This is a genomic window from Microbacterium rhizosphaerae, from assembly GCF_034120055.1.
Taxonomy (GTDB): Bacteria; Actinomycetota; Actinomycetes; order Actinomycetales; family Microbacteriaceae; genus Microbacterium; species Microbacterium rhizosphaerae.
This window is the reverse complement of record NZ_CP139368.1, coordinates 3,163,468-3,189,030: the sequence shown is the minus strand read 5'-3', so window position 1 is coordinate 3,189,030 and position 25,563 is coordinate 3,163,468. Positions and strand designations below refer to the sequence as shown.

General features: G+C 68.9%; 30 protein-coding genes. 10 read left to right on the top strand and 20 right to left on the bottom strand.

Features of this window, described 5'->3' with window-relative positions:
* Positions 1 to 14: 14 nt before the first annotated feature.
* From SM116_RS14540 to idi, 7 genes are read right to left on the bottom strand one after another with little or no spacing between them, the layout of a single operon-like run.
* Positions 15 to 896, bottom strand: coding sequence for a prenyltransferase (locus SM116_RS14540; RefSeq protein WP_320941685.1), 882 nt, complete (start codon positions 894 to 896; stop codon positions 15 to 17).
* Positions 886 to 1,203, bottom strand: a complete 318-nt coding sequence (locus SM116_RS14535) for a lycopene cyclase domain-containing protein (protein ID WP_320941684.1) — start codon at positions 1,201 to 1,203, stop codon at positions 886 to 888. The genes SM116_RS14540 and SM116_RS14535 overlap by 11 nt, the downstream gene beginning before the upstream one ends.
* A complete protein-coding gene (locus SM116_RS14530; RefSeq protein WP_320941683.1) occupies positions 1,200 to 1,526 on the bottom strand; it encodes a lycopene cyclase domain-containing protein in 327 nt (108 codons plus the stop codon). The genes SM116_RS14535 and SM116_RS14530 overlap by 4 nt, the downstream gene beginning before the upstream one ends.
* A complete protein-coding gene (crtI, locus tag SM116_RS14525; protein WP_320941682.1) occupies positions 1,523 to 3,118 on the bottom strand; it encodes a phytoene desaturase family protein in 1,596 nt (531 codons plus the stop codon). Before crtI ends, SM116_RS14530 begins: the two co-directional genes overlap by 4 nt.
* Positions 3,115 to 4,020: a phytoene/squalene synthase family protein gene (locus tag SM116_RS14520; RefSeq protein WP_320941681.1), complete on the bottom strand. Its 906-nt coding sequence runs from the start codon at positions 4,018 to 4,020 to the stop codon at positions 3,115 to 3,117. The genes crtI and SM116_RS14520 overlap by 4 nt, the downstream gene beginning before the upstream one ends.
* Complete coding sequence (locus tag SM116_RS14515; RefSeq protein WP_320941680.1) at positions 4,017 to 5,084, bottom strand: polyprenyl synthetase family protein; 1,068 nt, start codon at positions 5,082 to 5,084, stop codon at positions 4,017 to 4,019. The genes SM116_RS14520 and SM116_RS14515 overlap by 4 nt, the downstream gene beginning before the upstream one ends.
* On the bottom strand, positions 5,081 to 5,656 hold the full coding sequence (gene idi / locus SM116_RS14510) for an isopentenyl-diphosphate Delta-isomerase (RefSeq protein WP_320941679.1): 576 nt from the start codon (positions 5,654 to 5,656) through the stop codon (positions 5,081 to 5,083). Before idi ends, SM116_RS14515 begins: the two co-directional genes overlap by 4 nt.
* Positions 5,657 to 5,737: 81 nt before the next feature.
* Between idi and SM116_RS14505 the strand changes: the two genes are divergently transcribed.
* The 3 genes from SM116_RS14505 (at position 5,738) to SM116_RS14495 (ending at position 8,046) form a co-directional block, all read left to right on the top strand.
* A complete protein-coding gene (locus tag SM116_RS14505; protein WP_320941678.1) occupies positions 5,738 to 6,313 on the top strand; it encodes a MarR family winged helix-turn-helix transcriptional regulator in 576 nt (191 codons plus the stop codon).
* A 59-nt stretch (positions 6,314 to 6,372) separates the two neighbouring features.
* Positions 6,373 to 7,455 carry a DUF998 domain-containing protein gene (locus SM116_RS14500; protein ID WP_320941677.1) on the top strand — a complete coding sequence of 361 codons (1,083 nt, stop codon included), beginning with the start codon at positions 6,373 to 6,375 and terminating at the stop codon, positions 7,453 to 7,455.
* A 180-nt stretch (positions 7,456 to 7,635) separates the two neighbouring features.
* Complete coding sequence (locus SM116_RS14495; RefSeq protein WP_320941676.1) at positions 7,636 to 8,046, top strand: arsenate reductase ArsC; 411 nt, start codon at positions 7,636 to 7,638, stop codon at positions 8,044 to 8,046.
* A gap of 8 nt (positions 8,047 to 8,054) precedes the next feature.
* On the opposite strand, the gene SM116_RS14490 is transcribed toward SM116_RS14495, so the two are convergent.
* Positions 8,055 to 9,407, bottom strand: coding sequence for a D-alanyl-D-alanine carboxypeptidase (locus SM116_RS14490; RefSeq protein WP_320941675.1), 1,353 nt, complete (start codon positions 9,405 to 9,407; stop codon positions 8,055 to 8,057).
* A gap of 379 nt (positions 9,408 to 9,786) precedes the next feature.
* Between SM116_RS14490 and SM116_RS14485 the strand changes: the two genes are divergently transcribed.
* Positions 9,787 to 10,428 carry a dihydrofolate reductase family protein gene (locus tag SM116_RS14485; protein ID WP_320941674.1) on the top strand — a complete coding sequence of 214 codons (642 nt, stop codon included), beginning with the start codon at positions 9,787 to 9,789 and terminating at the stop codon, positions 10,426 to 10,428.
* Between the two features lie 108 nt (positions 10,429 to 10,536).
* Here the strand turns inward: SM116_RS14485 and SM116_RS14480 are convergent, their stop codons facing one another.
* Genes SM116_RS14480 through SM116_RS14465 form a run of 4 tightly spaced genes read right to left on the bottom strand, consistent with a single transcriptional unit; the run spans position 10,537 to position 13,677 of the window.
* A complete protein-coding gene (locus SM116_RS14480) occupies positions 10,537 to 11,121 on the bottom strand; it encodes a cation efflux transmembrane domain-containing protein (RefSeq protein ID WP_320941673.1) in 585 nt (194 codons plus the stop codon).
* Positions 11,121 to 12,161, bottom strand: a complete 1,041-nt coding sequence (locus tag SM116_RS14475; protein ID WP_320941672.1) for a cation diffusion facilitator family transporter — start codon at positions 12,159 to 12,161, stop codon at positions 11,121 to 11,123. Before SM116_RS14475 ends, SM116_RS14480 begins: the two co-directional genes overlap by 1 nt.
* Complete coding sequence (locus SM116_RS14470; RefSeq protein ID WP_320941671.1) at positions 12,158 to 12,523, bottom strand: ArsR/SmtB family transcription factor; 366 nt, start codon at positions 12,521 to 12,523, stop codon at positions 12,158 to 12,160. The genes SM116_RS14475 and SM116_RS14470 overlap by 4 nt, the downstream gene beginning before the upstream one ends.
* A gap of 47 nt (positions 12,524 to 12,570) precedes the next feature.
* Entirely contained in the window at positions 12,571 to 13,677 is a 1,107-nt protein-coding gene (locus SM116_RS14465; RefSeq protein WP_320941670.1) for a fatty acid desaturase family protein, read from the bottom strand.
* A 344-nt stretch (positions 13,678 to 14,021) separates the two neighbouring features.
* On the opposite strand from SM116_RS14465, the gene SM116_RS14460 reads away from it, so the two are divergent.
* On the top strand, positions 14,022 to 14,168 hold the full coding sequence (locus SM116_RS14460; RefSeq protein ID WP_320941669.1) for a hypothetical protein: 147 nt from the start codon (positions 14,022 to 14,024) through the stop codon (positions 14,166 to 14,168).
* A 64-nt stretch (positions 14,169 to 14,232) separates the two neighbouring features.
* Here SM116_RS14460 and SM116_RS14455 read toward each other — a convergent pair whose 3' ends face one another.
* Both SM116_RS14455 and SM116_RS14450 read right to left on the bottom strand, forming a co-directional pair.
* A complete protein-coding gene (locus SM116_RS14455) occupies positions 14,233 to 14,976 on the bottom strand; it encodes a phosphatase PAP2 family protein (RefSeq protein WP_320941668.1) in 744 nt (247 codons plus the stop codon).
* A gap of 246 nt (positions 14,977 to 15,222) precedes the next feature.
* Positions 15,223 to 15,567, bottom strand: coding sequence for an ArsR/SmtB family transcription factor (locus SM116_RS14450; RefSeq protein WP_320941667.1), 345 nt, complete (start codon positions 15,565 to 15,567; stop codon positions 15,223 to 15,225).
* 83 nt (positions 15,568 to 15,650) lie between these two features.
* Between SM116_RS14450 and SM116_RS14445 the strand changes: the two genes are divergently transcribed.
* From SM116_RS14445 to arsA, 3 genes are all read left to right on the top strand, one after another.
* Positions 15,651 to 16,964 (top strand): NAD(P)-binding domain-containing protein, encoded by a 1,314-nt coding sequence (locus SM116_RS14445; protein ID WP_320941666.1) that lies wholly within the window; start codon positions 15,651 to 15,653, stop codon positions 16,962 to 16,964.
* Positions 16,922 to 17,473 carry a GNAT family N-acetyltransferase gene (locus tag SM116_RS14440; RefSeq protein WP_425563280.1) on the top strand — a complete coding sequence of 184 codons (552 nt, stop codon included), beginning with the start codon at positions 16,922 to 16,924 and terminating at the stop codon, positions 17,471 to 17,473. The genes SM116_RS14445 and SM116_RS14440 overlap by 43 nt, the downstream gene beginning before the upstream one ends.
* Positions 17,474 to 17,557: 84 nt before the next feature.
* Positions 17,558 to 19,321 carry an arsenical pump-driving ATPase gene (arsA, locus tag SM116_RS14435; protein ID WP_320941665.1) on the top strand — a complete coding sequence of 588 codons (1,764 nt, stop codon included), beginning with the start codon at positions 17,558 to 17,560 and terminating at the stop codon, positions 19,319 to 19,321.
* A 32-nt stretch (positions 19,322 to 19,353) separates the two neighbouring features.
* On the opposite strand, the gene SM116_RS14430 is transcribed toward arsA, so the two are convergent.
* Together SM116_RS14430 and SM116_RS14425 are read right to left on the bottom strand one after the other, a co-directional pair.
* Entirely contained in the window at positions 19,354 to 20,748 is a 1,395-nt protein-coding gene (locus tag SM116_RS14430) for an FAD-dependent oxidoreductase (RefSeq protein ID WP_320941664.1), read from the bottom strand.
* Positions 20,745 to 21,437 (bottom strand): aquaporin, encoded by a 693-nt coding sequence (locus tag SM116_RS14425; protein WP_425563279.1) that lies wholly within the window; start codon positions 21,435 to 21,437, stop codon positions 20,745 to 20,747. The genes SM116_RS14430 and SM116_RS14425 overlap by 4 nt, the downstream gene beginning before the upstream one ends.
* A gap of 53 nt (positions 21,438 to 21,490) precedes the next feature.
* Here SM116_RS14425 and SM116_RS14420 point away from each other — a divergent pair, with 53 nt between their 5' ends.
* Entirely contained in the window at positions 21,491 to 22,180 is a 690-nt protein-coding gene (locus SM116_RS14420) for an arsenate reductase/protein-tyrosine-phosphatase family protein (RefSeq protein ID WP_425563278.1), read from the top strand.
* Between the two features lie 97 nt (positions 22,181 to 22,277).
* Here SM116_RS14420 and SM116_RS14415 read toward each other — a convergent pair whose 3' ends face one another.
* The 4 genes from SM116_RS14415 to SM116_RS14400 are packed head-to-tail and all read right to left on the bottom strand — an operon-like array spanning position 22,278 to position 25,336.
* Positions 22,278 to 22,535 carry a ferredoxin gene (locus SM116_RS14415; protein WP_320941661.1) on the bottom strand — a complete coding sequence of 86 codons (258 nt, stop codon included), beginning with the start codon at positions 22,533 to 22,535 and terminating at the stop codon, positions 22,278 to 22,280.
* A gap of 14 nt (positions 22,536 to 22,549) precedes the next feature.
* Positions 22,550 to 23,785 (bottom strand): NADH-ubiquinone oxidoreductase-F iron-sulfur binding region domain-containing protein, encoded by a 1,236-nt coding sequence (locus SM116_RS14410; protein WP_320941660.1) that lies wholly within the window; start codon positions 23,783 to 23,785, stop codon positions 22,550 to 22,552.
* Positions 23,782 to 24,375: a ferric reductase-like transmembrane domain-containing protein gene (locus SM116_RS14405; protein ID WP_320941659.1), complete on the bottom strand. Its 594-nt coding sequence runs from the start codon at positions 24,373 to 24,375 to the stop codon at positions 23,782 to 23,784. Before SM116_RS14405 ends, SM116_RS14410 begins: the two co-directional genes overlap by 4 nt.
* The gene (locus SM116_RS14400) at positions 24,365 to 25,336 is read right to left on the bottom strand and encodes an FAD:protein FMN transferase (protein ID WP_320941658.1); all 972 of its coding nucleotides are present in this window, start codon (positions 25,334 to 25,336) and stop codon (positions 24,365 to 24,367) included. Before SM116_RS14400 ends, SM116_RS14405 begins: the two co-directional genes overlap by 11 nt.
* Before the next feature lie 39 nt (positions 25,337 to 25,375).
* Here SM116_RS14400 and SM116_RS14395 point away from each other — a divergent pair, with 39 nt between their 5' ends.
* On the top strand, positions 25,376 to 25,507 hold the full coding sequence (locus tag SM116_RS14395) for a hypothetical protein (RefSeq protein ID WP_320941657.1): 132 nt from the start codon (positions 25,376 to 25,378) through the stop codon (positions 25,505 to 25,507).
* The last annotated feature ends 56 nt before the right edge of the window (positions 25,508 to 25,563 follow it).

Sequence of the window (25,563 nt, the reverse complement as noted above, 5' to 3'; positions counted from 1 at the left end):
GAGCCCGAGCGACCTCAGCGGACGACGGCGTAGGCGATCAGCAGCATCGTGACGAGGAAGCCGACGGCGTAGTTGATCCAGATGAAGCGCCGCCATCCGCGGTTGGCGGTGGCGGAGTCGGCATCCGTCACCGACCAGAAGGGCGCGGCCATCAGCATGTACGGAATCGCCAGCGTCGCCGCGAGGGCGCCGGGCCACCCGGTGAACAGCATGAGCACGCCCGCCGCCGCCCAGCAGGCGATCGCGAACCGGACGGTCCAGCGTGCCCCCATGACGGTGGCGATCGAATGGATGCCGCCCTCCCGGTCGGGCAGGACGTCCTGCACGGCGCCGAAGGCATGGCTCGCGACCCCCCACAGGAAGAAGGCCGCGAGGATCAGGATCAGCTGCGGCGTGAAGACCGCACCGGCCAGGACCAGTCCGTACACCGCGGGACTCACGAAGTGCGTGCTGGAGGTGACCGAGTCCAGGAAGGGGCGCTCCTTGAACCGCAGCCCCGGCACGGAGTAGGCGGCCACGGCGAAGAGGCTGATCGCCAGCACGAGCCACGAGAGCGGGTCGCCGAGGGCCACCAGCGCGATCACGAACGGGATGCAGAGCAGAACCGCGGCCAGGAGCGTCCGGCGATGCGCCGTGCGGTCGAGGACGGCGCCCTCGAGGCCGCCCTTCCGCGGGTTCGCGAGATCGGACTCGTAGTCGAACACGTCGTTGATGCCGTACATCGCCAGGTTGTACGGCACGAGGAAGAAGAGGGTGCCGATGACGAGCGCCGCATCCACCTTCCCCGTCGTCAGGTAGTACGCGGCCGCGAACGGGAAGGCGGTGTTGATCCAGCTGATCGGGCGGGATGCGACGAACAGCTGGCGCAGCGCGGGCGCTGCCTGCTCAAGCGTCATCGGTGCTCCTTCTCGCGAACAGCGACCACAGTGCGGGCAGCAGGATGACGGCCGCGATCGGATACGCGAAGTCCTCGAGCGGCGCCGCCCCGATGCTGACGCCCGAGATGTGGTCGGGCGCGTAGGTCATGAGGCCCACGGCGATCATGAGGTTGTCGAAGACGGCCGTGAGGATGACGAGCACGACCGCGGCGAGGACCGACGGCAGCCACCAGCGCCGGGCGAAGCCGGCATCCGTCACCGCCGCGATCACCCACACGGCGATGGCGATGCCGACGAAGACCGCGCTGAGGACCACGTAGCTCATCGGTGCACCTTCGGCCGGGCGAGCAGGCGTCGGGAACCCGTCACGAGCACCATCGTCAGATAGCAGAGGAATGCCAGGAAGAAGAGCTCCTCGAGGGGCAGCTCGGGCGCCAGCAGGATGCCGGTCGAGATCGACGTCGTCCCGCGCGCGAAGATGCCGAGCGCGATGCCGAGGAGGTCCCATGCGAGGAAGAAGCCGAGGCCGATGAGCAGAACGGCCGTCGCCCGTCGAGGAGCCCGCCAGAGCACGAGACGGAAGCGGCGGTCGACGAGCACCATGCAGGCGATGGCCGCGAGCAGGACGAGCAGGTAGACGACTCTCACCGGCGCTGCGCCATCGGCTCGCGGATCGGCTCGGGCAGGGGGGTCGTCGTGGTGTCGCCGCGCAGGCGCTTGAGCACGAGCTCGGCGCTGATGAGGCACATCGGCAGCCCGATGCCGGGCACCGTCGTGCCGCCGGCGTAGTAGAGGCCGTCGACCTTCGCCGACGCGTTGGAGCCGCGCAGGAACGCGCTCTGCCGGAGGGTGTGCGCCGGTCCCAGCGCTCCGCCGCGCCACGAGTGGAGGTCGTCCGCGAAGTCTGCAGGCCCGATGGTGCGCCGGACCACGATGCGCGCGGCGAGGTCGGGGATGCCCGCCCATTCCGAGATCTGGCGGATCGCCTCATCCGCGATCGCCTCGACGCCCGGATCGCCGTCGCCGTCCACTCCGCCGCCGCCGAGACCCGGGTCCGCCGGGACGGGCACGAGGACGAAGAGGTTCTCGTGACCGGCCGGCGCGGTCGTCGGGTCGGTCGCGCTGGTGCGGCTGACGTAGAGCGACGTCGGCGACCCGATGGATGCGCCGGTGCCGAAGATACGGGCGAATCCGTCGTCCCAGTCCTCGGTGAAGAACAGGCTGTGGTGTGCGAGCGAGGGCAGCTCCCCGCGGACACCCAGGAGCACGAGCACCGCGCTCGGCCCGGGAACGCGACGAGACCACCACGATTCGGGGTAGCTGCGCACCCGCTCGGGGAGCAGCGCCGTCTCGGTGTGGTGCAGGTCGGCGGTGGAGACCACGACGTCGGCGTGGAGGATGCGTCGCTCCCCGCGGTGTTCGTAGGCGACGCCCGTCGTCCAGTCGCGCCCCTTGGCGTCGGCCGCCGTGAGGATCGAGGTGACGGGGGCATCCGTCAGGATCTCGACGCCGCGCTGCTGCGCCAGCCGGCGCACTGCGGCGATGAAGGCCCCGAATCCGCCCAGCGGGTACCAGACCCCGTCCTCGAGATCGAGGTGGCTCATCAGGTGGTAGAGGCTCGGTGTCATCGACGGAGCGGACCCGAGGAAAACGGCCGGGTATCCGAGGATCTGCCGCAGCCTCGGGTCGCGGAAGCGCCTGGCGACGAACCGCTCGAGCGATTGCGTGAGGAGGGGTGCGAGCCGGGGGAGCAGGCGCAGGGTGTCTGCGGTGAAGAAGGGGCGCATCGACTCGTAGGTGCTGTAGAGGAAGCGCGACGTGGCGAGGCGGTACGCGTCACGGGCCGAGTCGAGGTATGCCGACAGCGCGGGGCCGGAGCCCGCATCCGTCGTCTCGAACAGCGCGATGTTCGACGAGCGATCGGCCCGGATCTCCATCGGCGTGGCATGCCCCTCGAAGAACACGCGATAGCCCGGGTCGACCCGCACGAGGTCGAGCTGCTCGGCCGCGCTCGTGCCGAGCAGTCGGAAGAAGTGGTCGAAGACCTCGGGCATGAGGTACCACGAGGGGCCCGTGTCGAAGCGGAAGCCGTCTCGCTCCCACGTTCCGGCACGTCCCCCGACGTCGTGGCGCGACTCGAGCACCGTCACCCGGTGGCCGTCGGACTGCAGCAGAGCGGCCGTCGCCAGCCCCGCGATGCCTGCTCCGATGACCACGGCGGTCGGCGTCTGCCCGGTCATGCGGTGCTCCTCGCCTGAGCGGTGACACGGCCGAGGGACGCCTCGGCGAGGATGCGCAGCTTCGCACCGCCGGCCACCCGCACCCGCGACCGCATCAGCCGGTCGGCCGGAGTCGCGCGGATGCGCTCGTTGAGCGCGGCGAACAGTCCGTGCGCGGCCGCCACGGCGCCGCGCGCGCCGCGGGGGAGGTCCGGGATGACGGCACGGGCTGCGGCCAGGTCGGCATCGATGTCGTCCACCAGGCCCAGCTTCTGCGTCTCGGTCAGGCCGTTAGGGTCGATGTCGGGGAAGTAGTTGCGTCCGAGCGTCTCCCAGTCGGCGGCGAGGTCGCGCAGGAAGTTCACCTTCTGGAACGCGGCGCCCAGCCGGCGCGCGCCGTCCTCGAGGCGTGTCCGCTCTTCCTCGCCGACCACGTGGTCGGCGAGGAAGATCCGCAGGCACATGAGCCCGACGACTTCCGCCGACCCGTAGATGTAGGTGCCGATCTCGCCGGACCGATAGGCGCGGGGGTCGAGGTCGCGGCGCATCGAGTCGAAGAAGGGTGTCACCAGGTCGCTCCCGATCCCGGCGTACCGTGCGGAGCAGGCGAACGCGTGGACGACGAGGTTCGCGCTGTATCCGACGTCGATCGCGTGCAGCGTCTCGGCCTCCAGCCCGTCCAGCAGCGCGCCGAGGGCCGCGGCATCCAGCCCCGCCTCCGCGGCAGCGCCGTCCACGATCTCGTCGGCCACCCGCACGAGTCCGTAGACGTTGCGGACGTGGGGACGGATGCGTCGATCCAGCAGTCGCGCCGCCATACCGAACGATGTCGAGTACGCGGAGATCACGCGAGCCGCGCTGTCCTGCGCGCACTCGGAATAGCGCGCCAGATCCGTGACCGGGGCCGTATCGGAGGCGCTCATGACGTGCGCCTCGTCGCTCGATCGGCCACGTCCACCAGGTACTCGTGGAGCTCGTCCGGCAGCCCGCCGGCATCGATCACGTCGACGGCGCTGCGCACCTGCGCCTCGATGAGCTCCTCGACGTAGACCTGCCCGCCGCACGACACGAGCACGGCACGAGCACGGGCGAGGGCCTCGGACGGGTCGCTCTCGGCGATCGCCTCGCGGAACTCGGCGCCGAACGGCGAGTCGTGCGCGAAGGCGGCGAGGGCCGTCATCTTCGTGCCGCGCAGATCGCTGAGCGTGGACTTCCCGGTGACACTCTCGGAGCCGAACATGCCCAGGAGGTCGTCGCGCAGCTGGAAGGCGAGGCCCACGCGTCGACCGTAGCGGGTGAGGGTCGCGATGGTCGCGTCGGACGCGCCGGCGAGGATGGCCCCCGCCGCGAGGGGCGCCTCGAACGAGTAGTGCGCGGTCTTCCACTCGGTCATGGCGAGCACGTCCGCCGCGGTCGGCTCGCTCACGCCGGCACTGAACGCCACGTCGAGCAGCTCACCCGCTGCCGTGACGAAGACGGATTCCTCGAAGAGGTCGAGAAGCCGGTGGCGGCGCGGCCCGTCCAGATCCAGGCGGGCGACCATCGCCTGCGCCGAGTGGAGCACGAGGTCTCCGGCGAGGATCGCGGCCGAACGGGCCCAGGCGAGCGCGTCGCTCCGCCCGAGACCGCCCTGCCGTGCGTCGCGGGCCAGGGAGCCGATGAGGTTCGGCCTCCCGCGACGCACGGTGTCGCCGTCGATCACGTCGTCGTGGAGCAGGAACGACGTGTGGAGGAGCTCGACGGCGGTGCCGGTCGCGATCGCTTCGGCCTCGGCCTCCCCGCCGAGAGCCCGGTGGGTGTCGACGACGAGCGCCGGACGGAATCGCTTGCCGCCGACCGTCGAAGCCGCCACCTCGTCCCAGAGGCGCAGGAACAGGGGCCCGTGCCGCGCCACCAGAGGGTGCGCATCGGCGAAGTAGTCCGCAAGGCGCGCATCGACGGCGGTGAGCGCATCCACCGCCTGGTCGGACTGCAGGGCGAGAGTCATCCCGCCAGCTCGCGTTGGGATGCGGCGGCGACGGGTGCGACGCCGCCGAGGAAGGGGAGCAGCTGGGCCTGAAGCACCAGCCACGGGCTGAACACCGACGGCGTGAGGCGGATCGAGTGGCCGAGGTCGATCGGGTCGACCCACGCGTATTCCATGACCTCGTCGGGGCGAGGCTTCACCTCATCCGCCGTCCGAGCGACGAACACCGGGCAGATCTCGTTCTCGACCATGCCCGCCGCGTCGACGGCCCGGTAGCGGAACAGCGGGAGAGAGAGCTCGACATCCGTCAGCTGCAGTCCGAGCTCGTGCTCCGCGTGACGGGTGACGGCGGTGCGCACCGGCTCCGCCGGGCGGGGATGGCCGCAGAACGAGTTCGACCAGACTCCGGGCCACGTCGCCTTGTCGAGCGAGCGTCGGGTGATGAGCACCTGTCCGTCGGAGTTGAGCACATGGCAGGAGAAGGCGAGATGCAGCGGGGTGTCCGCACCGTGCACGCTCGCCTTGGACGTGACGCCGATGGGGTTTCCCACCTCGTCCAGGAGCACGACGTGTCCGATTCTTTCCCTGTTCATATACCCAGCATTGCAGGTGGTTACTTGCCTAGCAAGTAGCTAGATAGACATGTAATCAACGTTTCGCCGTATGATGTCCGCATGGGCAGCCACAAACCGGACCAGGGCGTCGCGAACGCCATGCTGGATCCGCGCGTGATCGACCCGCGTCAGGAACTGGTCGACTACGGCGATCTGAGCGATGAGGAGATCGCTCAGATCGTGCGAGTGCTGATCGCCGTGCGCCGGTGGCGTGAGGCCGAGCAGGAGGTCAGATTCCGGTCGCGCACCGACATGAAGCTGGGCGAGACCGATATGGCGGCCCTGCGATACCTCGTGGCGCTCAAGAACCAGGCCACGATCGCGACGCCGAAGATGCTCGCCGACCACCTCGGCATCTCCACGGCGTCGACGACGAAGCTCCTCGACCGACTGGCCGTCGCCGGCCACATCGAGCGCTCCCCGCATCCCACGGACCGCCGCGCCCTGATGATCAAGATCACCCAGCAGACGCACGAGCAGGTGCGCGAAAGCGTCGGCCGCCTGCACGCCTACCGGTGGAAGGTGGCCGCTGAGATGTCGCCGCGCGAGCGGGAGACCGTCATCCGCTTCCTCGATCGGCTCAGCGAGACGCAGACGCAGGACCCCGACCGAGATCGGGATCGCGCCGCCGGCTGACCGAACTTTCTTACGCGGCGATGATGCCACGGGTGCCGCGCAGGCCGTACTCTCACTCTGTGAGCTCCGCGCAGATGCAGCCGCTACCCGAGACGACCACTCCCGTTCCCGGCCGCCGGGCCGAGTCCGAGGCGGTCTATGCCGCTCTCACCGCCGGCGCGCTGGGCGCTGTCTACGGCCTGCTCGTCGGCCTCTTCGCGCCGAAGCTTCAGCTCGGCGGCAACTCCCATTCGTTCGCCGTGTGGGCCGCGTGCGGGGCGGCGGTCGTCGCCGCCGTCATCGCGACGGTCGAATACTGGCGTGCGCGCAATCGCCCGGGCCAGGAGTGGCGGCGGTCGCTGCCCTCGTGGAAGTTCATCGTCAACACCGTCTCGGTGGTGATCGTGCACGCGGCGCTCTCCTTCGTGATCGTGTACGCGCTGTTCCGGCTCCTGGCCGCGGGATTCATCGGCCTGCCGATCGTGACGTTCTGGGCGGTCGTGCTCATGGCGGTGACGCTCGGCCTCACCACCTGGATCGTCTTCCTGTCCGTCTCGGCGATGACGACCCAGCGCATGGCGACGCTGCTGCTCGCCTTCATCGCGGTCGGAACCCTCACGGCGATGCTGACGACGCCGGACCCGGACTGGTGGAAGGTGCACTTCAGCCAGCTCGGCACATTCGACGACCTGTCGAGCTGGGTGTTCAACGGCACGCTGATCGCCGGCGGACTCCTCGTGACGACCTTCGCCGTGTACATCGCCAACGATATGCGCGAGCTCGCGGCTGCGGGCATTCTCGAGAACCCTCGCGGACCGCGCGTCATCCCCGTGCTCTTCGTGATCATGGGGATCATGCTCGCGTTCGTCGGCATCGTCCCGGTCGACGTCAACCTCACCGTGCACAACCTGTCGGCCTCCGGCATGGCGGTCATGTACCTCGTCATGCTCATCGGCGGGCCGAGGTTCTTCCGCGGGATGCCGCGCACCTACTTCGTCGCGTCGTGGGCGTTCCTCGCCGCGACGGTCGCCTCGGTCATCCTCTTCATCCCGGCGATCGGCTATTTCTCGTTGACCGCGTTCGAGATCCTCGTCTTCGCGCTGATCTTCGGCTGGATCGCCGTCTTCGTCCGCTTCCTCGGCGTAGCCGGACGCACCGATTGAGGGCACCTACGCGCTCACGAACAGCTGCGAGCTGACCGCACGTTCGGCGAGGGCCCGCGCGCAGGCTGCGGGCGCAACACCCTGCTCATCGAGCGTCGCTGCGTACAGAACGGCCTCGGGGCGGACGGCCCTGCCTAGACTCGGATCGCCGGATCACGGCGGCGTGAAAGGAACCATGAAATGAGTGACAAGCCGACCGTCCTCTTCGTCTGCGTGCACAACGCCGGTCGCTCGCAGATGGCCGCCGGCTTTCTGCGTGAGCTCGCCGGAGGCCGGATCGACGTGCTGTCTGCGGGTTCCGAGCCCAAGGACGCGATCAACCCCATCGCGATCCAGGCCATGGCCGAGGAGGGTATCGACATCGCCGGGAACACGCCGAAGATCCTGACGGTGGATGCCGTCAGGGAGTCGGACGTGGTCATCACGATGGGATGCGGCGACGCCTGCCCGATCTTCCCCGGCAAGCGCTACGAGGACTGGGTGCTGGACGACCCCGCGGGTCAGCCGATCGACGTCGTCCGGCCGATCCGCGACGAGATCCGGTCGCGCGTCCAGACGCTCGTCGAGGAGCTCCTCCCGCCCGCAGCCTGAGCGACATGCTAACCGCCGAGCTCCTGCGGATGCGTGAGCCGCCACCACGCGGTGGGCGGATGGATGCCGCCGACCACGGTCACCGGCACGGTCGTGGTGTTCGCGCCGGCCGTGAAGGTCACGCTTCCGACCACCGCGCCGTTCTCGTAGGAGGACGGCGTCTTCATCTTGAGGGTCGTGGTGATCGGGGTGTTCGACCACGTGAAGACCGATGCGTCCTTGGCGACGACGATCCCCGCGGTCGAGCCCCACGCGGTCGAGTAGGTGCCGATGTGCTGGCCCGACGAGGCGACCTCGACGTTGTGGAACCCCTGACGGATGCTCGCGAGCAGCTGCGTGACGTCCTGGTCGACCGACTGGTGCGTCGCGCCGCCGAGGACCACTCCGGTGACGGTGACGGGATGCGTGTCGCCCACGACGAAGGATGCCGTGTACAGCAGGTTGTAGGTGCCGTCGCCGAGGTTGCCGGTCTTGAGCCCCGTGATCCCGTCGGTGCCGAGCAGATCGTTCGTGTTGGTCAGCGTGCCGGGTCCGGGCAGGGAGATCGACTTCGTCGACGTGATCGCTGCGAGAGCGGGGTCGGCGGCGGCGAGCTTGCCGAGCGTGATGAGGTCGGCGGTCGTGCTCGTGTTGCGGGCGCTCATGCCCGTGGGCTCGACGATGGTGGTGCTGCCCAGCCCGTTCGCGGCGAGCCATTTCTTCGTCGCGCTGATGTAGCCGCCCTGCGAACCGAACGCCCAGTTCGCCACCGCCTCGGCGTAGTTCGCCGCTGACGGCAGAAGCATCGTCGCGAGCGCGTCGCGCTCGGACATCGTGCTTCCCGTGGGCATGGCGGCGATCGCCGCGCCCATCACGTAGTACTTGTCGTACAGCGCGTGATCGGCCTTGTTGAAGGTGATCCTCGGTCCGGGATCGCTCGCGCTCTTCAGGGGCTTCGCGTGCAGCACGACGAGTGCCGTGATGAGCTTGCTGATGCTCGCGATGGGCCGCGGGGCATCGCCGCCGCTCTTGGCCCAGATGCCGCTGGCCGTCGCGCCGACGTACTCGTCCGCTCCCGTCATCGAGATCGCCGATGCCCCTTCGGCCGGCAGGGCGAGGGTGGCGGCTGCGGGCAGCGCGACGTCCGGCTCCTGGGCGGTACCGGTCGGGGCGTGCAGAGGCGCATTCAGCGCCCACGCGACGTAGCCGCCGCCGGCGGCGAGGATCAGCACCAGGATGATCGCGGCGATGAGCAGGGCTCGCAGACCCCGCCGGTGGTCGCTCGGATCGCGTGCTTCGCGCCGATCGGAGTACTCGCGCTCGTTGCGCATGAGGTCCATGAGGTCGGCGAACTCGTCGGGCTGCTGGAGGTCGGTCGTCATCGCGGGTCCGGTCCGCTCGTGCGCCGGATTGCGGGGATGGACCGGTGCTGAGGCGCGCGTGGCATCCGTCTCCTTCGTAAAGTCTCAGGAGATATCTATCACGACTGGCCGACAGTCGACGCCACGAGTGCTCTCTCGCAACTGGGGAAACACCCAGTCTTTCGTCCCGCGATGGACGACCGCACGCGAGGCGGGGGATGGATGACCCCGGCAAAGCCCGCCTCGCCGGGGTCATCTCTTCGACACAGGAACTCGATCGGCGACCCGAAACGCCGGCTCCACTGCTGTCGATTTGTTGTTGCGTGAAAAGCCTATGGGCACGACGCGATTCGGCTCGGAGGGTTGACGCGCACTCATGGCGCTGGTATGCCCAATTCACATGGCTGTACGACTCGACCTCAACATCTCACTCGACGGGGTCGCGAGCCCGTCCGGCCAGAGCGCCGACAATCCGATGGGCGAGGACTGGGGGCGGCTCGTCGCGCACTACATCGCCACGAAGACCTTCCGTGAGCGTGTGCTGCACGACGGGTCCGGAGGGGGCACCACGGGCGTGGATGACCGCTACGCGGTCGAGTACTTCCAGGGCATCGGCGCCGAGATCATGGGAGCCGGGATGTTCGGGCTCCACGCCTTCCCGGACGACCCCGACTGGCGCGGATGGTGGGGCGAGGAGCCGCCCTTCGGCGGACCGGTCCTGGTGCTCACGCACCTCGAGCGGGCTCCGATCGAATTCGCGAACGGCACACGGTTCGAGTTCGTGTCCACGAGCCCGGAGGAGGCCCTCGCCCGCGCCCACGACCTCGCCGGGGGAGCGGACGTCCGCATCGGCGGAGGTGTCGGCATCGCGCGCAGCTTCCTCGCCGCCGGGCTGGTCGACCGCATCCACGTGGCGATCTCTCCGATCATCCTCGGGCACGGCGAGCGGCTCTGGGATGACCTCCGGAACTTCGACACCGGCTACGCCGTGTCGTCCGAGCTCGCCGACAGCGGCGTCATCCACGTCACACTCACCCGCTGACGCGAATCATGTGCGGCGGTGCCCGGCGGACCCGGCCACGGCATTCCGGACGCCTTGAGAGAGCCGCGAAAGAGCCGCGCAGGGACGGGCGTCGGGCTTCGCCGCCCGTCAGTCGCGGAAGATGTGTATCGCCTCGCGAGCGGCGTAGAACACGATGATCAGTCCGACGGCGGAGTCGGCCCACCACCAGCCGAGCGCGTAGTCGAGCAGGATTCCGACGAGCACGCTGGTCGCCAGGATGCCGTCGATGACGGTGACGCGCGCCTCCGTCATGAGGACCGGGTTTCCGAGGCGCCGGCCGACCGCCCGCTTGCCCCACGCCAGCCCGAACATGGCGAGTGCGGTGAGCGCCGTCCAGAGGATGCCGCCGATCATGGGCGTCGGACGGTGACCTGTCACGAGGGCGACCACGGACTGCACGAACAGATATCCCGCGAGGAGCACGAAGGCCCACCCGATGAGGCGCAGCGCGCGGTGCTGCCGCCGCTCGTCGGTGCCGGTGAGCTCCCAGATGACGACGGTGCTCGCCCCGATCTCGATAAGACTGTCCAGACCGAAGCCGAGAAGGGCGACGGATGCCGACTGCCACGCGAGGATCGCGAGCAGCACTACGCCGACGACGTTCCATGCCAGCGTGGCGAGCTCGAGGCCGATGCCCGTGCGGCGCAGGCGCGCCGCATCCGTCGTCGTCATCACGCTGCCGGTGAGTCGGCGTCGCGACGCACGCCTACGAGGAACTCGTCGATGTTCTTGACGTGCCCGCGCACGCTCTGCTCGGCCTCGACCGCGATGCGGCTCGCGTCGCCCGGCGAGATGACCAGGGCGTCGCCCTCGAGGCGATGGCCGATCCATCGCAGGCGCACGCGCTCGACGCGCTGGACGCCGTCGACGTGCTCCAGAGCGTGCTCGACCCGCCCGAGAAGGTCGGGCTCGATGCCGTCCATCAGGCGCCGGCCGATCGAGCGGACCGTGCCGATCAGCAGCACGAAGATCGTCGCGGAGATGACGAGGCCGATGAGGGGATCGGCGAGCGGGAAGCCGAGCAGCACACCGATCCCGCCGATGACGACGGCCAGCGACGTGAAGCCGTCGGTGCGCGCGTGCACGCCGTCGGCGACGAGGGCGGCCGAGCCGATCCGGCGACCGACGCGGATGCGGTAGATCGCGACAGCCTCGTTGCCCGCGAACCCGATGACGCCCGCGGCGATGACCCATCCGACGTTGTGCAGCGGCTGCGGATGCAGGAGGCGATCGATGGACTGCCAGGCCGCCACGATGGCCGAGAGCGCGACGACCGCGACGATGAACAGACCGGCGAGGTCCTCCGCACGGCCGAACCCGTAGGTGTAGCGGCGGGTCGCTGCACGGCGTCCGAGGACGAACGCGACCCACAGGGGCACGGCGGTCAGCGCGTCGGAGAAGTTGTGGATCGTGTCGGCCAGCAGGGCGACCGAGCCGCTGACGAAGAACACGACCGCCTGCAGGATGGTCGTGACCAGCAGGACGGCGAAGCTGACGATCAGAGCGCGGATGCCGGCCCGGCTCGCCTCCATCGCATCGTCGATCGCGTCGGCCGCGTCGTGGGTGTGGGGGACGAACAGGCTGTACAGGAATCCCCTGACGCCGGTCGGATGCTCGTGGTCGTGCCCGCCGTGCTCGTGGTCGTGCCCGGCGTGCTCGTGCCCGCCGTGCTCGTGGTCGTGGTGCACGTCGTGATCGTGGATGCGGCTCATACCGGCTCCCGATCCGTGTGGTGGTGGCGGGGCGTCCCGCCGAGCGAGTGCTCGGCCTGGGAGATCGCGTCGGCGACCAGGCGCGATGCATGCTCGTTCTCGAGGCGGTAGAACACGCGCTGGCCTTCCTGACGGGTGGAGACGATGCGGGCGAGGCGCAGCTTCGCCAGATGCTGGGACACGGCCGCCGGCGACTTGTCGACGATGTCGGCGAGGTGGTTCACCGACAGCTCGCCGGAGTCCTTGAGGGCGAGGATGATGCGCACGCGTGTGGCGTCGGCGAGCATCGCGAAGATCTCCACCGCCAATTCGACGTACGGGCTGTCGGTCGCGTACCCGCATCCCTGCTTATCTGCAGTCATACGCAGATAATACCGCGCGCCGAGACCTCGTCCCGTGCGCGGCGCGCTTACACGCGCCGGTACTGGCTGGCGAGGGGGCAGTCGAAGGGGTCGCGCGCGGCGAGCCCGACGCGGTTGAGGTAGTCGATGACGATGGCGTATGAGCGCACGAGCGACGTCTCGGTGTAAGGCACGTCGTTGCTGAGGCAGTAGTCGCGGACGATCTCGCGGGCCTTGGCGAGGTGCGGGCGGGCCATGCTGGGGAAGAGGTGGTGCTCGACCTGGTAGTTCAGGCCGCCCATCAGCCAGGTGGCCCACCATCCGCCGCGGATGTTGCGCGACGTGCGCACCTGCTTGGAGAAGAAGTCGAGCTTCGCGTCGGCGGCGATGATCGGCATGCCCTTGTGGTTGGGGGCGAAAGACGCGCCCATGTACACGCCGAACACGGCTGTCATGACGCCGACGAAGGCGAAAGCCATCCCGAGCGGGAGGAAGAGGAACACCGGCGTCAGAACGAGTGCGAATCGCAGCGTCAGCATGCCGATCTCGGTCCACCGGCCCTTGACCGGTCCGCGAGAGGACAGGTGCCGGAAGCTGAGGAAGTAGAGGTTGAAGCCCTCGAACGTCAGCAGCGGAAAGAACAGCCATCCCTGTTTGCGGGTGATGAGTCGGCGCAGTCCGCGGGCCTGCACGGCATCCTCCTCGAGGAAGGAGATGGTGTCGACCTCGATGTCGGGGTCCTTGCTGACGCGGTTCGGGTTCGCGTGGTGGCGGCTGTGCTTCGAGTCCCACCACGAGTAGCTCATGCCGACGACCGCGCCGAGCACTCGCGCGAGGCGGTCGTTCGCGGGCCCCGTGGAAAGGATCTGCCGGTGCGCCGCCTCGTGGGAGAGGAAGGCGACCTGCGTGAACAGGATGCCGAGCGCGCCGGCGATCAGCAGCTGGAACCAGCTGTCGCCGAGAAGGATGAAACCCGTGATCGCTCCACCGAACGCCACGGCGATGGCCGCACCGACAAGGAGGTAGAACCAGGGCGCGCGGCGCAGGAGACCGGTCTCGCGCACAACCTCGGACACGTGGGTGTACGCGCGCGTGATCGGCGGGAAGTCCTCGGCTCGAGCATACGTCTGTCGGATCGGCCCGAGGGTCGGAGATGCGACTGCGGCTAGAGACATGTGATCAGCGCCCTTGCATTCGGCCAGTCACCCGACGGGAGACTGATGTGAAGCCAAAGGCAGGTGCCGATCGCTACTCCTCACGCTACGCCGTCGTACATGCCGCAGGCTGAATGTTGGGTGCCAACTCTCCGACACAAGGCCGTGCAACACCCGTGTGCGACCACGCCCTCCGGCTTCGTCACGATCCCCAACGCGCGCCCTCGACCGTGTCAGTCTGTTCGCCGGCGAGCATCCGATCAGACTCTCGACAGGGAATTCCGGGCCTGGGAGGAACCCCAAGGCGTGCACGGCGTGTAGCGTCAGCCATACAGGGTCACCGTGGCTCTCAAAGGAGCACGACCATGGGCGAGAAGTCCACGCGGAAAGAGAGCGGCAAGACTGCGCCGGCCAAGACCCTCAAGGAGAAGCGCACCGCGAAGGCAGACAAGCGGGCGGCGCGCAATCGGGTGGAGAACAGCGACGCCGTCTCCAGCGTCAAGAAGCGCTAGCAGGCGACTGGGCGGGCCCACCCGCCGCATACTCCTGCGCTGTGCGCGGGCCCGGGACGACCGGTCAGAGCGAGCTTTCTCCCGACTGATCGCTCGCCACGGCTGGGGTCTCGACCTTCACCCAGATCGGTGGATGTGGTTTGCGGCGCTCGCGATAGAGCACGAACGCGAACGGGGCCCAGATGATCACGGCAAGGCCGACTCCGACGAGCATCCCGCCGATGGTGTCGGATATCCAATGCGCTCCGAGGTAGGTGCGGCTCAGCATCATCAGCAGTGTGTACGCGGCTCCCACGATCCATACCCACCTTCGCCAGAAGATGATTCCCAACGTCGTGGCGATGAGCGCCGCATTCGCGCTGTGGCCGGACGGGAACGAGCCGACGTCGGCCGTGACGAGGATGTCGGTCGGACGCGGACGACCGACGAGGTTCTTTATGACGAGGACGACCAGCCCGCTCGCGATCGTGGCACAGACGAAATAAAGCGCCGCCCACGGCCTTCGCCAGATGAGCAGGCCGCCGATGATGACGAGCGGAACGATCGCGACCCCGCCGATGCCCCCGCCGATCCAGTTCAAGACGAGCGCGGGGGCCGTGAACACCGGCGCGCGAGCCTCGACCAGTTCGCCCATCCACTCCACCTCGAAGCCGAACGGCTTGTCCGCCTGGCGATAGACGATCACCGCGCCGAGCAGGACGACGAGCAGCAGCGCGGCCGCCGCTGAGACCACCCACCACAGGCGGGCGATCTTCACCGGCGCGGGGGCTGTGCCGTCGACCGGCTCCGAGGCGTCGTCGTCATCCATCTGTCGATAGTACGTACAAGGGTCGTGGTGATGTCGCGAACGCGCGCGGAGACCCTCAGTGGAAGACGGCGAGTGCCGATCCGTAGCTGTCGGCCTGCGCGGAAGTGGTTCAGAAGCACGTGGTTGACGCGAGGGAGGAGTGCCGCGTCGAGGTCGGAGTGCTCGTCCTCCCTACGGGACCAACTGGTGCGCACCGCTTCGCCCGGGGGTTGGCTCGACGGCCGCAATTCAGCTGCCGAATCGTACTCACGCCGCGACGAGCACGCCCGAGATCTGGTCCAAGGCGCCCGGAACGAGAGCGTAGTAAGCCCATGTGCCGCGCTTGCTGCGGGTGAGGAAGCCGGCTTCGGTCAGCACTTTCAAGTGGTGTGAGACGGTGGGCTGGCTCAGGCCGACCGGTTCGATGAGATCGCACACGCAGGCTTCGGCTCCGTCGGAGGCAGCCACGATGGACAGCAGCCGGAGGCGGGTGGGGTCGGCGAGGGCTTTCATCGTGTGCGCGAGGCGCTCGGCATCCTGTGCAGACAGCGTCTCGCGGACGAGTGGCGCGCAGCAGGTCGCGGGCGCATCCGTCACCTCGATCGGGATCATGCATCGATAATAGTCGATATTGACAACCTTCGATACGTGGGGAAGACTGCTGCATCGAAGATCATCGATATATGGAGGACGCCATGACCCTGCTCGACCTCACCCCGCGTGTCGCCGCCGGCGACCGCCTGCAGACCCTGCCGGTCGCGATCATCGGCGCCGGGCCGATCGGGCTCGCGGCGGCGGCGAACCTTGCGGAGCGAGGCATCGACTTCATCGTGCTCGAGGCGGGGGAGGCGGTGGCGGCGAGCGTGCGCGCGTGGGGCCACACCCGGCTGTTCTCGCCGTGGAAGCATCTGGTCGACCCGGCGTCTCGTCGGCTGCTGGAAGCCACCGGATGGGAGTTGCCCGATCCCGAGCGCGCGCCGACCGGGGCCGAACTCGTGGATCGTTACGTGCTGCCGCTGGCGCAACTCGCCCCGATCGCATCGCGGATCCGGCTTGGCGTCGACGTCATCGGGGTTGCGCGGGAGGGGATGGACCGGACTCGTTCCCGCGGGCGGGCGGCGACACCATTCGTGCTGCGTACGCGTGAGGGCGGTGCCGTCGAAGAGTTGAGCGCCCGGGCTGTGATCGACGCATCCGGAACCTATCTGTCGCCCAACTCCCTCTCCTCGAACGGGCTCGGTTTGCGGGGATTCGACGAGATCGCGGATGTCGTCACGCACGCGCTGCCCGACGTCCTCGGCCGTGATCGCGCACGGTTCGCGGGCCGGCACACCACCGTCGTCGGCGCTGGACACTCCGCAGCCAACACCCTGTTGGGCCTTGCCGAGCTGGCGCGGCAGGAACCGGGCACCACCGTCACCTGGCTCATCCGGAACGCGAAGGCCGTGCGCGTGTCGTCGTCGGCAGACGATGAGCTCGCCGACCGTGCAGCTCTGGGTGGACGGGTCGAACGCGCCGTCGCCGATGGACGCATCGACGTCGTCGACGGTTTCGAGATCATCCGTGCTCGGCGTGTCGATGACCGGGCGGAGCTGGTCGGCCACCGCGGCGAGGAGGACGTCACACACGCCACCGATGTCATCGTGAACGCGACCGGGTTCCGACCCGACCTGGACATGCTGCGCGAGGTCCGGATCGACCTGGACGACATCGTCGAAGCACCCAGGCGACTCGCACCGCTGATCGACCCGAACGTCCACTCGTGCGGGACCGTGGAGCCCCACGGCTTCCGCGAACTGACCCACCCCGAGCACGGGTTCTTCATCGTCGGCATGAAGTCCTACGGTCGCGCGCCGACATTCCTGCTCGCCACTGGATACGAGCAGGTTCGTTCCGTGACCGCATGGCTCGCGGGGGACGTGGCATCGGCGTCGAACGTGGAGCTCGTTCTGCCCGCGACAGGGGTGTGCTCGACGAACGTGGGCGGCGGCTCGGGCTGCTGCTCGTGATCACGGTCCGCCCTCTGGCGCCGGCAGATTGGCCGGAGGTCGAGGCGATCTACGCCCAGGGCATCGAGGACGGGGAGGCGACCTTCGAGGTCGCCACCCCGACCTGGGAGGCCTTCGATGCCGGCAAGGTCCGGAATCTTCGCCTGGTCGCAGTCGACGAAGCGGATGCCGTCGTGGGTTGGGCCGCGGCATCGCCCGTGTCGAGCCGGCCCGCGTACCGAGGCGTCGTCGAGCATTCGGTGTATGTGGCGCGGTCTGCCCGCGGCGAGGGAGTGGGGAGACTTCTGCTGGAGGCCTTCATCGCGGAAGCGGACGAGGCCGGTGTCTGGACGGTCCAGTCGAGCGTCTTCCCCGAGAACGCCGCGAGCCTGCGGCTCCACCAGTCCGCAGGATTCCGGGTCATCGGGCGACGCGAGCGGATCGCCCGCTCCGGCGTCGGACCACACGCCGGGCGGTGGCGTGACACCGTGCTCATCGAGCGCCGCAGCATTCGGAACGGCATCGACTGAGAGGAGGGCATCGTCCACGACACGTCGGCTGAGGGACCTTCGACCCGACTTGTCGGGAGCGGGGCCACGAAGATGGATGGAGCCATGAGGTACCTCGAGAGCGCACCACGATTCCTGTTCTTCACCGGCAAGGGCGGCGTCGGCAAGACCTCGGTCGCGTGTGCCACGTCGGTGCGCCTCGCGACCCGCGAACGCCGTGTACTGCTGGTGAGCACGGATCCCGCATCCAATCTCGGCCAGGTATTCGGCATGACGATCGGCAACCGGGTCACGCAGATCGCTGCCGTGCCCGGCCTCGCGGCTCTGGAGATCGACCCTGAGCAAGCGGCCGAGGCCTACCGGGAACGCATCATCGGGCCCTTGCGGGGGCACATGCCCGAAGCGGAGATCGCGGGGATCACGGAAAGCCTCTCGGGCTCGTGCACGACCGAGATCGCGTCCTTCGATGAGTTCACCCAGCTCCTGACCGACGACGTCGCATACGGGCGCTATGACCACATCATCTTCGATACCGCTCCGACCGGCCACACGCTCCGACTGCTTCAGCTGCCGGGGGCGTGGACCGAGTTCCTCTCCGGCGGCGGGGATGCGTCGTGTCTGGGTCCGCTCGCCGGCCTTGACAAACACCGCGCGACCTACTCCGCTGCGGTCGATGCACTCACCGATCCCGCGCGCACGCGGCTGATCCTGGTTGCGCGGCCTCAGCCCTCGGCACTCAAGGAGATCGAGCGCACGTACTCCGAGTTGAGGGCGATCGGAATCGCCGACGGCTTCGTCGTGATCAACGGCGTGCTTCCGGAGATCGCCGGCGAGGAGCCCATCGCCCGTGCCGTGCGGCATCGGGAGGCCGTGGCGCTGTCGGCGATACCGGCGGCGATCGCCGACCTTCCCCGTGACGTGCTCGAGCTCAAGGCGGCGAATGTGGTCGACCTCGACGCGCTGCGCGCGTTCTTCACGCCGGAACCCGCAGACACGGCAGCCCGTGCTGCGGTGGATCCCGCGGACCTGCCGAATGCTCCCCTGGTCGCGCTCGTGGATCAGATCCAGAGCGACGGACATGGGCTCGTCATGTGCATGGGCAAGGGCGGCGTCGGCAAGACGACGATCGCTGCGGCCGTCGCACTCGCCTTGGCCGAACGCGGCCACGAGGTGCTGTTGACCACAACCGACCCGGCCGCCAACCTCACCGACACGCTCGGGGAGACGGTCGACCGCCTCACTGTCGCGCGGATAGACCCGGACAGCGCGCTCGCGCAGTACCGCTCCCATGTCATGGCGACGAAGGGCAGGGACCTTGACGAGCCGGGCCGTGCGGCGCTGGCCGAGGATCTGATGTCGCCGTGCACCGCGGAGGTCGCGGTCTTCCAGCAGTTCTCGCGGGCAGTTCACGACTCGAGACGCACGTTCGTCGTCATGGATACCGCGCCGACCGGTCACACGCTGCTCCTCCTGGACGCAGCCGGCTCGTATCATCGCGAGATCGCACGCCAGATGGGAGCGGCGAACATGGCGTACTCGACGCCTCTGATGCGCCTGCAGGATCCGGCGCAGACGAAGGTCATTCTCGTCACGCTCGCCGAGACGACGCCTGTCCTCGAAGCCGCCGATCTACAGGGGGATCTGGAGCGGGCAGGCATCCACCCGTGGGCATGGGTCGTGAACAGCTCGATCGCCGCGGCGCATCCCCGATCGGCGTTTCTCCGCACCCGCGCCCGCAACGAGGTCGCACAGATCGAGCGCGTGCGGGAACTGGCGGATCGCCTGGCGATCGTCCCACTGCTCTCGGAGGAACCGATCGGCGTGGCGCAGCTAGCCGCGCTGACCGGCGGTATGCCTCAGCTCGCATAGGCGCCACGGGTCCGCCCGCCTCGCCCGGGCGCTTACGCCGGTGTCTCGATCGTCATCCTGAGCGACTGACGCGTCCACTCCTGCGTCGCGACCTGCACGGCGTCCCACGGGGATCCGAGCGGCGGCGTGTAGGAGAGGTCGAGATCGCTGAGGGCCTCCACGGTCAACCCGGCGTGCAGCGCGGTGGCGAAGGTGTCGACCCGTTTGGCGATCTCGGCTCCGCGGCGGCCGACGAGCTGCGCGCCGAGCAGCTTCCCGTCGCGCTGGTCGCCGGTCACCCGGAAGTGGATGGGGTGGGCGCCGGGGTAGTAGCGCTTGTGATCGTCTGCGGCGGATGCGGCGGTGAAGGGCTCGTAGCCGGCGGCTTCGGCGTCGCGGTCGTGGAGCCCGGTGCGCGCTGCGACGAGGTCGAAGACCTTTACCACCTGCGTGCCGACCGACCCTGGGAAGGCGCGGTCTCCGCCGAGTGCGTTCTCGCCGGCGATGCGTCCCTGCTTGTGCGAGGTGGTTCCCAGGGGCAGGTAGGTGAGGCCGAGGAGGCGATGGTGGGTGACGATGCCGTCGCCGGCGGCCCACACGTGCGGTACGCCCGTCCGCATCCGATCGTCGACCGCGACGGCGCGTCCGGCGCCGAGCGTCGCGCCGGCGCGCTCGAGCAGTTCAGTGTTCGGCCGGACGCCCACGACGGCGAGGACCAGGTCGGCCGTGCAGGTGAAGGGGCCGCCGTCGCGCAGGCTGGTGACGGTCAGGCCCGCGGCCGTCTTCTGCACGGCGGTCACGATGGTGCCGGTGATGACGTCCACGCCGTGTGAGGCGAGTTCCTCGTGCACAAGCGCGCCGAGTCCGGGGTCGAGGGTGGAGAGGACCTCGGGTCCACGCTGCAGCTGGGTCACGGCCATCCCGCGCACCCGGAACGCTTCGGCCATCTCGAGTCCCACGTAGCCGGCGCCGACGATGATCGCCGACTGCGGCTGCCGGGTGGCGAGGTCGTGGTCGAGGGCGAAGGTGTCGCCCATCGAGTGGATGACGTGCACCCCGTCGGCGGGTCCCAGCTCGTCGAGTCCGTCGATCCCGGCGTGCGAAGGCAGTGCACCGGTGCCGACGATGAGCTCGTCATAGGCGATCGTCTGGGTGGCGCCGCTCGGTGTTCGGACCTCGAGACGCTTGCCGGAGACGTCGATGCCGGTCGCAAGGGTGTCCAGCCGGAGAGTCATCCCCGTGGCTTCCAGCTCCGCCGCGGTGCGGTGCGCGAGCGACTGCCAGGGGGTGACCTCGCCGGTGAAGTAGTAGGGGATGCCGCAGATGGAGAAGTTCGGGTATCGGTCGGCGACGACGACGGTCACCTCGGCGTCCGGGTCGAGCTCGCGGGCGCGGAGGGCCGCGGAGATGCCGGCGTCGGATCCGCCGACGATGGCGAGGTGGGTCATGCGAAGGCCTTTCGGACGGGCGGGAAGAAGAGGAAGACGAGTCCGACGCCGACCGCGGCGCCGACGAGCTGGGCGCCGAGGTAGGCGGCGGCGGAGATGGGCGCGATGCCCGCGAAGGTGTCGGTGAAGATGCGTCCGATGGTCACCGCCGGATTCGCGAAGGACGTCGACGAGGTGAACCAGTACGCGGCACCGATGTAGGCACCGACCGCGGGGCCGACCAGCGCCGTCCTTCCCGAACGGACCAGAGCGAAGATGAGCAGCAGCAGCCCGGCGGTGGCGACGACCTCACCGAGCAGGTGACCGGTCGAGATCCGGTCCTTGCTGGAGATCATCGTCGGGACGGCGAACATGAGGTTCGCGAGGACGGCGCCTCCGATACCGCCGAGGATCTGCGCGGCGATGTAGGTCACGATTCCGAGCGGTCGAGCCTCGGCCCCGAGGGCTCGGTCGGCGAGCGTGACCACCGGGTTGAAGTGCGATCCCGACACGGTCTGGAAGATCAGGATCAGCACCGCCAGACCGAACGCGGTCGCCGTCGAGTTCTCCAACAGCTGCAGTCCCGTCTCGGACGGGGACAGCCTCTGCGCGGCGATCCCCGATCCGACGATGATCGCGACCAGAAGCCCGGTGCCCAGGAACTCGGCGGCGACGGCGCGCCACAAGGGTGTTGTGTTCATCGCATCCATCCTTGACGACGGCCGATAGCTGAGTCAAGATTGAGTCAATGAACGTTGAGCGAATGAGTCTTGAAGGTCGAGCCAGCCGTTACGCGGCGCTTGCCGATCCGATGCGGCTGCGGATCGTCGACCTGCTCACGGTCGGCGACGCGTCGCCGACCGAGCTGCAGGGGCGGCTCCTGATCTCGTCGAGTCTGCTTGCCCATCACCTCGGGATCCTCGAGCGCGAGGCGATCATCGTCCGGGAACGGTCCGAAGCGGACCGGAGGCGCACCTACGTCCGCCTCAACGACACCGCGTTCGACGATCTGATCCCGGCGCCGCAGCTGGCTGCCCGCCGCGTGGTATTCGTGTGCACCGGAAACTCCGCGCGATCCCAGCTGGCGGCCGCCCTCTGGCAGGATGCGAGCGACATCCCCTCGACCTCTGCAGGCACCCACCCGGCGGACCGGATCGAACCGGGCGCGATCGCGACGGCCCAGCGACACGGACTGCACCTGGGTGCCAACAGACCGTGCGCGTTGGTCGACGTGCTCGAGGCCGACGACTTCGTAATCACCGTGTGCGACAGCGCGCACGAGGAGCTGGTCGAGCCCGGTCAGCTGCATTGGTCGATCCCGGATCCCGTCCGCGACGGCTCCGACGCCGCATTCGATGCCGCCTTCGATGAGATCGCCGCGCGGATCGAGAAGCTCGCCCCACGCGTGACTCCCACGTCACGTGCGGAGGACGCGGGATTCGCGCTTTCGTGAGACGAATCGCTTCGCCTTGTCTTGCCGCTCATGACCGGAACCACCCGACGCCATCCACTCTTCGCGTGTCGAGCCCTGCGTCCAGCGGTGTCTGCTGTCAGGGACGGCCGATCACGTCGCGGAGTCTGAGCGCCAGCAACGGGCAGAGCGACTCGGCATCGGCGGCGGCCGCGGCCAGGTGTGCGGGGATGGGGATATCGGACGCGTCAGCGCCGCGGGGGAGGGTGCCGGGGCGGGCGATGGGGTACCCCCATTCGTCGCGTTCGAGGACGTCTGCGAGCAGTTCGGTGCAGAGGCCTCGGCCGTCGCACCGGGTCCAGTCGATGTGCAAACGGATCGGGTGAGGTTCAACCATGGGTGCTCCTCGTCTCACGCGGTTCTGAGACAGCGGCCGCGGGCATGCTCGGCGAGGTCGTCGGCGAAGGCCTTCTGCGCGCTGCGGCTGAGCCGGACGCTACCGTCCGGGTGGGCGCAGGATCCGCGCCCGTCGATCGTGTTCCCGAGATCGGTGATCCGCGTGTACGTGGAGACGACGGAGGAGCCGTGTGCAAGCGAGCGCCAGTTCTCGGCGAGGGCGGGAAGCCCGAACTTGCAGGGACCGCATTGCCGTGCGGACTGGTCCGCGAGGTAGCCGAGGATCTCCGCCGTCGCCGCGACACCGCAGCGCTGGGTTCCCAGTGCTATCAGTATCCCGGCGCCGGGGCTTGCCCCGTACGGTGCCAGCGATGCCTTCGCGAGGGGTGTGCCGAGCTGGTCGCGTGTCAGCCAGGAACCGTGATATCCACCGACGAGCACCGCACTGAGGGTGCCCGGGTCCGCCCCGGCCTGCCGGATGATGTCGGCGATCGGGGCGCCCCCGGCCACCTCCAGCACGCGGGGCTCGGGGACGTCACCGCTGATGGTGACCAGGCGCGTGCCTGGATCATCCGGCGTCCCTTCGCTGCGGAACCACGCAGCGCCGTAACGGGAGATGAGGGCGACGTGTGCGAGCGTCTCGAGGTTGTGCACCAGTGTGGGATGTCCGCCAAGCCCCCGTTGGGTGAGCCGCACGGTGCGGTCCTGGGGGATCGCCTTGCCCTTCTCGATCGCGTTGACGACGGCACTGGCTTCCCCGGAGATGAAGGTGTCCGTCGCTTCGACGATGCGGATGCGGGCCGCGTTCCGGGCGGTGGGTCCTCCCACGGCGCGACGCTCGGCGATCGCCGCGGCGAGGTATTCGAGGTCGGCGCGGTTCGCGTAGACGTACATCCTGCGGGCGCCGACCGCCGCTGCGGTGGCCAGGAGCCCGTCGATGACGAGATGCGGAGCGTCTTGCAGGAGAACGGCGTCCTTGCCGCTTGCCGGTTCCCCCTCCGCGCCGTTGGCGATCACGATCGGTCGATTCATGCCGGTCGCCGCGTCCCGGCTCGCCGCGTGCTTCCGCCAGGCCGGGAACCCCGCGCCGCCGCGCCCGGTCAGCCCGGATGCGTCCAGTTCGGCGATGAGCGAGTCGGCAGCGCGCTGGAGGTCGAGGTCCCCGAAGGTCGCCAGGTGAGTGGCGAGCGTCGCCCGCTCGCCGGCAGCGAGCAGTCGGACAACGGACACAGACGTTGCGAGCTCGTTCATCGGGATCCTCCGTCGGGACGGCGGAGGCTGTTACGGGAAGCCTCCTGCAGCGTGGCGGCTTCTTCGAATCGCGGCGTGAGCCGCCAGAGGACGGCTGCGGCGACGGCGAGAGTGCAGAAGCCGGCGAGGACGAGAAACCAGCCGGAAGTGCCGTTGGTCCCGGACCCGATGGCGTGTGCGAGGGAGACCGGCCAGAGCAGGTAGGTCGCCCAGTGCACCGCCTTGAATGCGCGCGTGCCGATCCGATTGCGAAGCAGTGCCGTGACGATGACCGCGATCAGGAGATCCAGAGCCACGGTGCCGAACCCGACCCACACCGGGTTTTTCGCGGCGCTGAGGAACGGGACGAGGATGTCGCTCAGGGTCAGTTTCGCGTAGCTGTCGAGGAGCAGCGTGCCCACATGCAGCAGCACGAACACGGTGCTGGTGAGTGCGATGGTGCGGTGGATGAGCTGAACCGAGAAGCGGGGGATGACCGGCAGGGGCCGCCCTGACCGGGTGACGATGCCGATCACGACGGATGCGGTCAGAAGCACGAGCGCGACGACGCCGCTGGCGCGGCCGAATGCCCACATCACGTTATCGAGCACGGTCAGCGTCCTGTTCTTCGGGCCAGCCGCCGATGCAGTGGACGTTCCCGTCGATGTCCACGAGGCGGGCGGCGAGCTGGGCGTTCGCCAGCAACCGCGCAGCGCCGGGGCCGCGCACGATGGCGGCCGTGCTGAACGCATTCGCCCGCAGGCAGTCCGGGGCGGCGACGGTCGCGGTGCGCCACGTCATCGGGGCAGGCAGTCCACTGCGCGGATCGAGGATGTGGTGCATCCATCGCCCGCTCTTCCGCCATCGGCGGTGCAGCGTGCTCGACGTCGCGATCGCCCATCCCGGCTCCAATGACACCTGTTGGGTCGGCTCGCCCGCGCCATCGTCTATGCGCACCTGCCATGGCTCGTCGCGCGCACCCGCAGTCGATATATCGCCGCCCAGGCTGACGAGGACCGGGCCGCCCAGGTCCTCGGCCACCCGGGCGGCGATGAGGTCCGCAGCCATGGCCTTCGCGGTCGCGCCGAGGTCCAGGATCACGCCGGCGGGCACCTGAAGGTGGTTCCCGTTGAGCTGGACATCTCGCCACCCCACCCCGCGTGGGGGGACCGGCACGTCGCGGACCGAATCGTCCGTCAGAGGAGCGGAAGCTGATCCCAGGCGGATGTCGGCGATGTCGCGGTCGTATCCCAGATGCGACATCTGTGCACCCAGAGTGGGGTCGACATCGCCCTGCGTCCACTCGGCGGCGGACAGGCTCCCGCGCACCAGCGCGGCGAGCGTCGGGGACACGTCGACGCCCGAGGCGCTCGCGCCCGCCAGGGTGATGGTCTCGGAGTCGGGACGGAACCTGCTGCAGGCTCGGTCGACGTCGGCGAGAAGCTGGTCCGCGATCTCCCGGGCCTTGTGCAGGTGCTCAGACCTGGTGACAACAGACGCGTCCAGGTTCCAGATCGTCCAGTCCGCCCGTCCCTCCACCGCCCGATCGGAAGGGTGGGAAAGCGCAGGCATCTTCACGAACCCCTCGAGACGGCACTCGAGGAAGCGCCGTTGCCGGAGCTCACGCCGGTGTTCGGACTGATGCCGGTGTTGGAGCTGGTGCCACCCGAATCATCCTCGGATGTCGAAGCCCCTGTCGAATCGTCGCCGCCGGTGCCGGACTGGGTGGTCGTGCCGGCCTGAGATCCCGTCGAGGATGCCGAAGCGCCACTGAGCTCACCGCTCAAGAAGGTCGCGCT

Coding starts and splice junctions, on each gene's coding strand:
- SM116_RS14490 (WP_320941675.1), bottom strand. CDS start 9,407: ATGACGACCGACCTCCAGCAGCCCGACGAGTTCGCCGACCTCATGGAC.
- SM116_RS14480 (WP_320941673.1), bottom strand. CDS start 11,121: ATGACGACGACGGATGCGGCGCGCCTGCGCCGCACGGGCATCGGCCTC.
- SM116_RS14450 (WP_320941667.1), bottom strand. CDS start 15,567: ATGATCCCGATCGAGGTGACGGATGCGCCCGCGACCTGCTGCGCGCCA.
- SM116_RS14515 (WP_320941680.1), bottom strand. CDS start 5,084: ATGACTCTCGCCCTGCAGTCCGACCAGGCGGTGGATGCGCTCACCGCC.
- SM116_RS14520 (WP_320941681.1), bottom strand. CDS start 4,020: ATGAGCGCCTCCGATACGGCCCCGGTCACGGATCTGGCGCGCTATTCC.
- SM116_RS14465 (WP_320941670.1), bottom strand. CDS start 13,677: ATGTCTCTAGCCGCAGTCGCATCTCCGACCCTCGGGCCGATCCGACAG.
- SM116_RS14470 (WP_320941671.1), bottom strand. CDS start 12,523: ATGACTGCAGATAAGCAGGGATGCGGGTACGCGACCGACAGCCCGTAC.
- SM116_RS14460 (WP_320941669.1), top strand. CDS start 14,022: ATGGGCGAGAAGTCCACGCGGAAAGAGAGCGGCAAGACTGCGCCGGCC.
- arsA (WP_320941665.1), top strand. CDS start 17,558: ATGAGGTACCTCGAGAGCGCACCACGATTCCTGTTCTTCACCGGCAAG.
- SM116_RS14475 (WP_320941672.1), bottom strand. CDS start 12,161: ATGAGCCGCATCCACGATCACGACGTGCACCACGACCACGAGCACGGC.
- crtI (WP_320941682.1), bottom strand. CDS start 3,118: ATGACCGGGCAGACGCCGACCGCCGTGGTCATCGGAGCAGGCATCGCG.
- SM116_RS14485 (WP_320941674.1), top strand. CDS start 9,787: ATGGCTGTACGACTCGACCTCAACATCTCACTCGACGGGGTCGCGAGC.
- SM116_RS14535 (WP_320941684.1), bottom strand. CDS start 1,203: ATGAGCTACGTGGTCCTCAGCGCGGTCTTCGTCGGCATCGCCATCGCC.
- SM116_RS14455 (WP_320941668.1), bottom strand. CDS start 14,976: ATGGATGACGACGACGCCTCGGAGCCGGTCGACGGCACAGCCCCCGCG.
- SM116_RS14445 (WP_320941666.1), top strand. CDS start 15,651: ATGACCCTGCTCGACCTCACCCCGCGTGTCGCCGCCGGCGACCGCCTG.
- idi (WP_320941679.1), bottom strand. CDS start 5,656: ATGAACAGGGAAAGAATCGGACACGTCGTGCTCCTGGACGAGGTGGGA.
- SM116_RS14420 (WP_425563278.1), top strand. CDS start 21,491: ATGAGTCTTGAAGGTCGAGCCAGCCGTTACGCGGCGCTTGCCGATCCG.
- SM116_RS14430 (WP_320941664.1), bottom strand. CDS start 20,748: ATGACCCACCTCGCCATCGTCGGCGGATCCGACGCCGGCATCTCCGCG.
- SM116_RS14425 (WP_425563279.1), bottom strand. CDS start 21,437: ATGGATGCGATGAACACAACACCCTTGTGGCGCGCCGTCGCCGCCGAG.
- SM116_RS14540 (WP_320941685.1), bottom strand. CDS start 896: ATGACGCTTGAGCAGGCAGCGCCCGCGCTGCGCCAGCTGTTCGTCGCA.
- SM116_RS14505 (WP_320941678.1), top strand. CDS start 5,738: ATGGGCAGCCACAAACCGGACCAGGGCGTCGCGAACGCCATGCTGGAT.
- SM116_RS14400 (WP_320941658.1), bottom strand. CDS start 25,336: ATGCCTGCGCTTTCCCACCCTTCCGATCGGGCGGTGGAGGGACGGGCG.
- SM116_RS14410 (WP_320941660.1), bottom strand. CDS start 23,785: ATGAACGAGCTCGCAACGTCTGTGTCCGTTGTCCGACTGCTCGCTGCC.
- SM116_RS14495 (WP_320941676.1), top strand. CDS start 7,636: ATGAGTGACAAGCCGACCGTCCTCTTCGTCTGCGTGCACAACGCCGGT.
- SM116_RS14415 (WP_320941661.1), bottom strand. CDS start 22,535: ATGGTTGAACCTCACCCGATCCGTTTGCACATCGACTGGACCCGGTGC.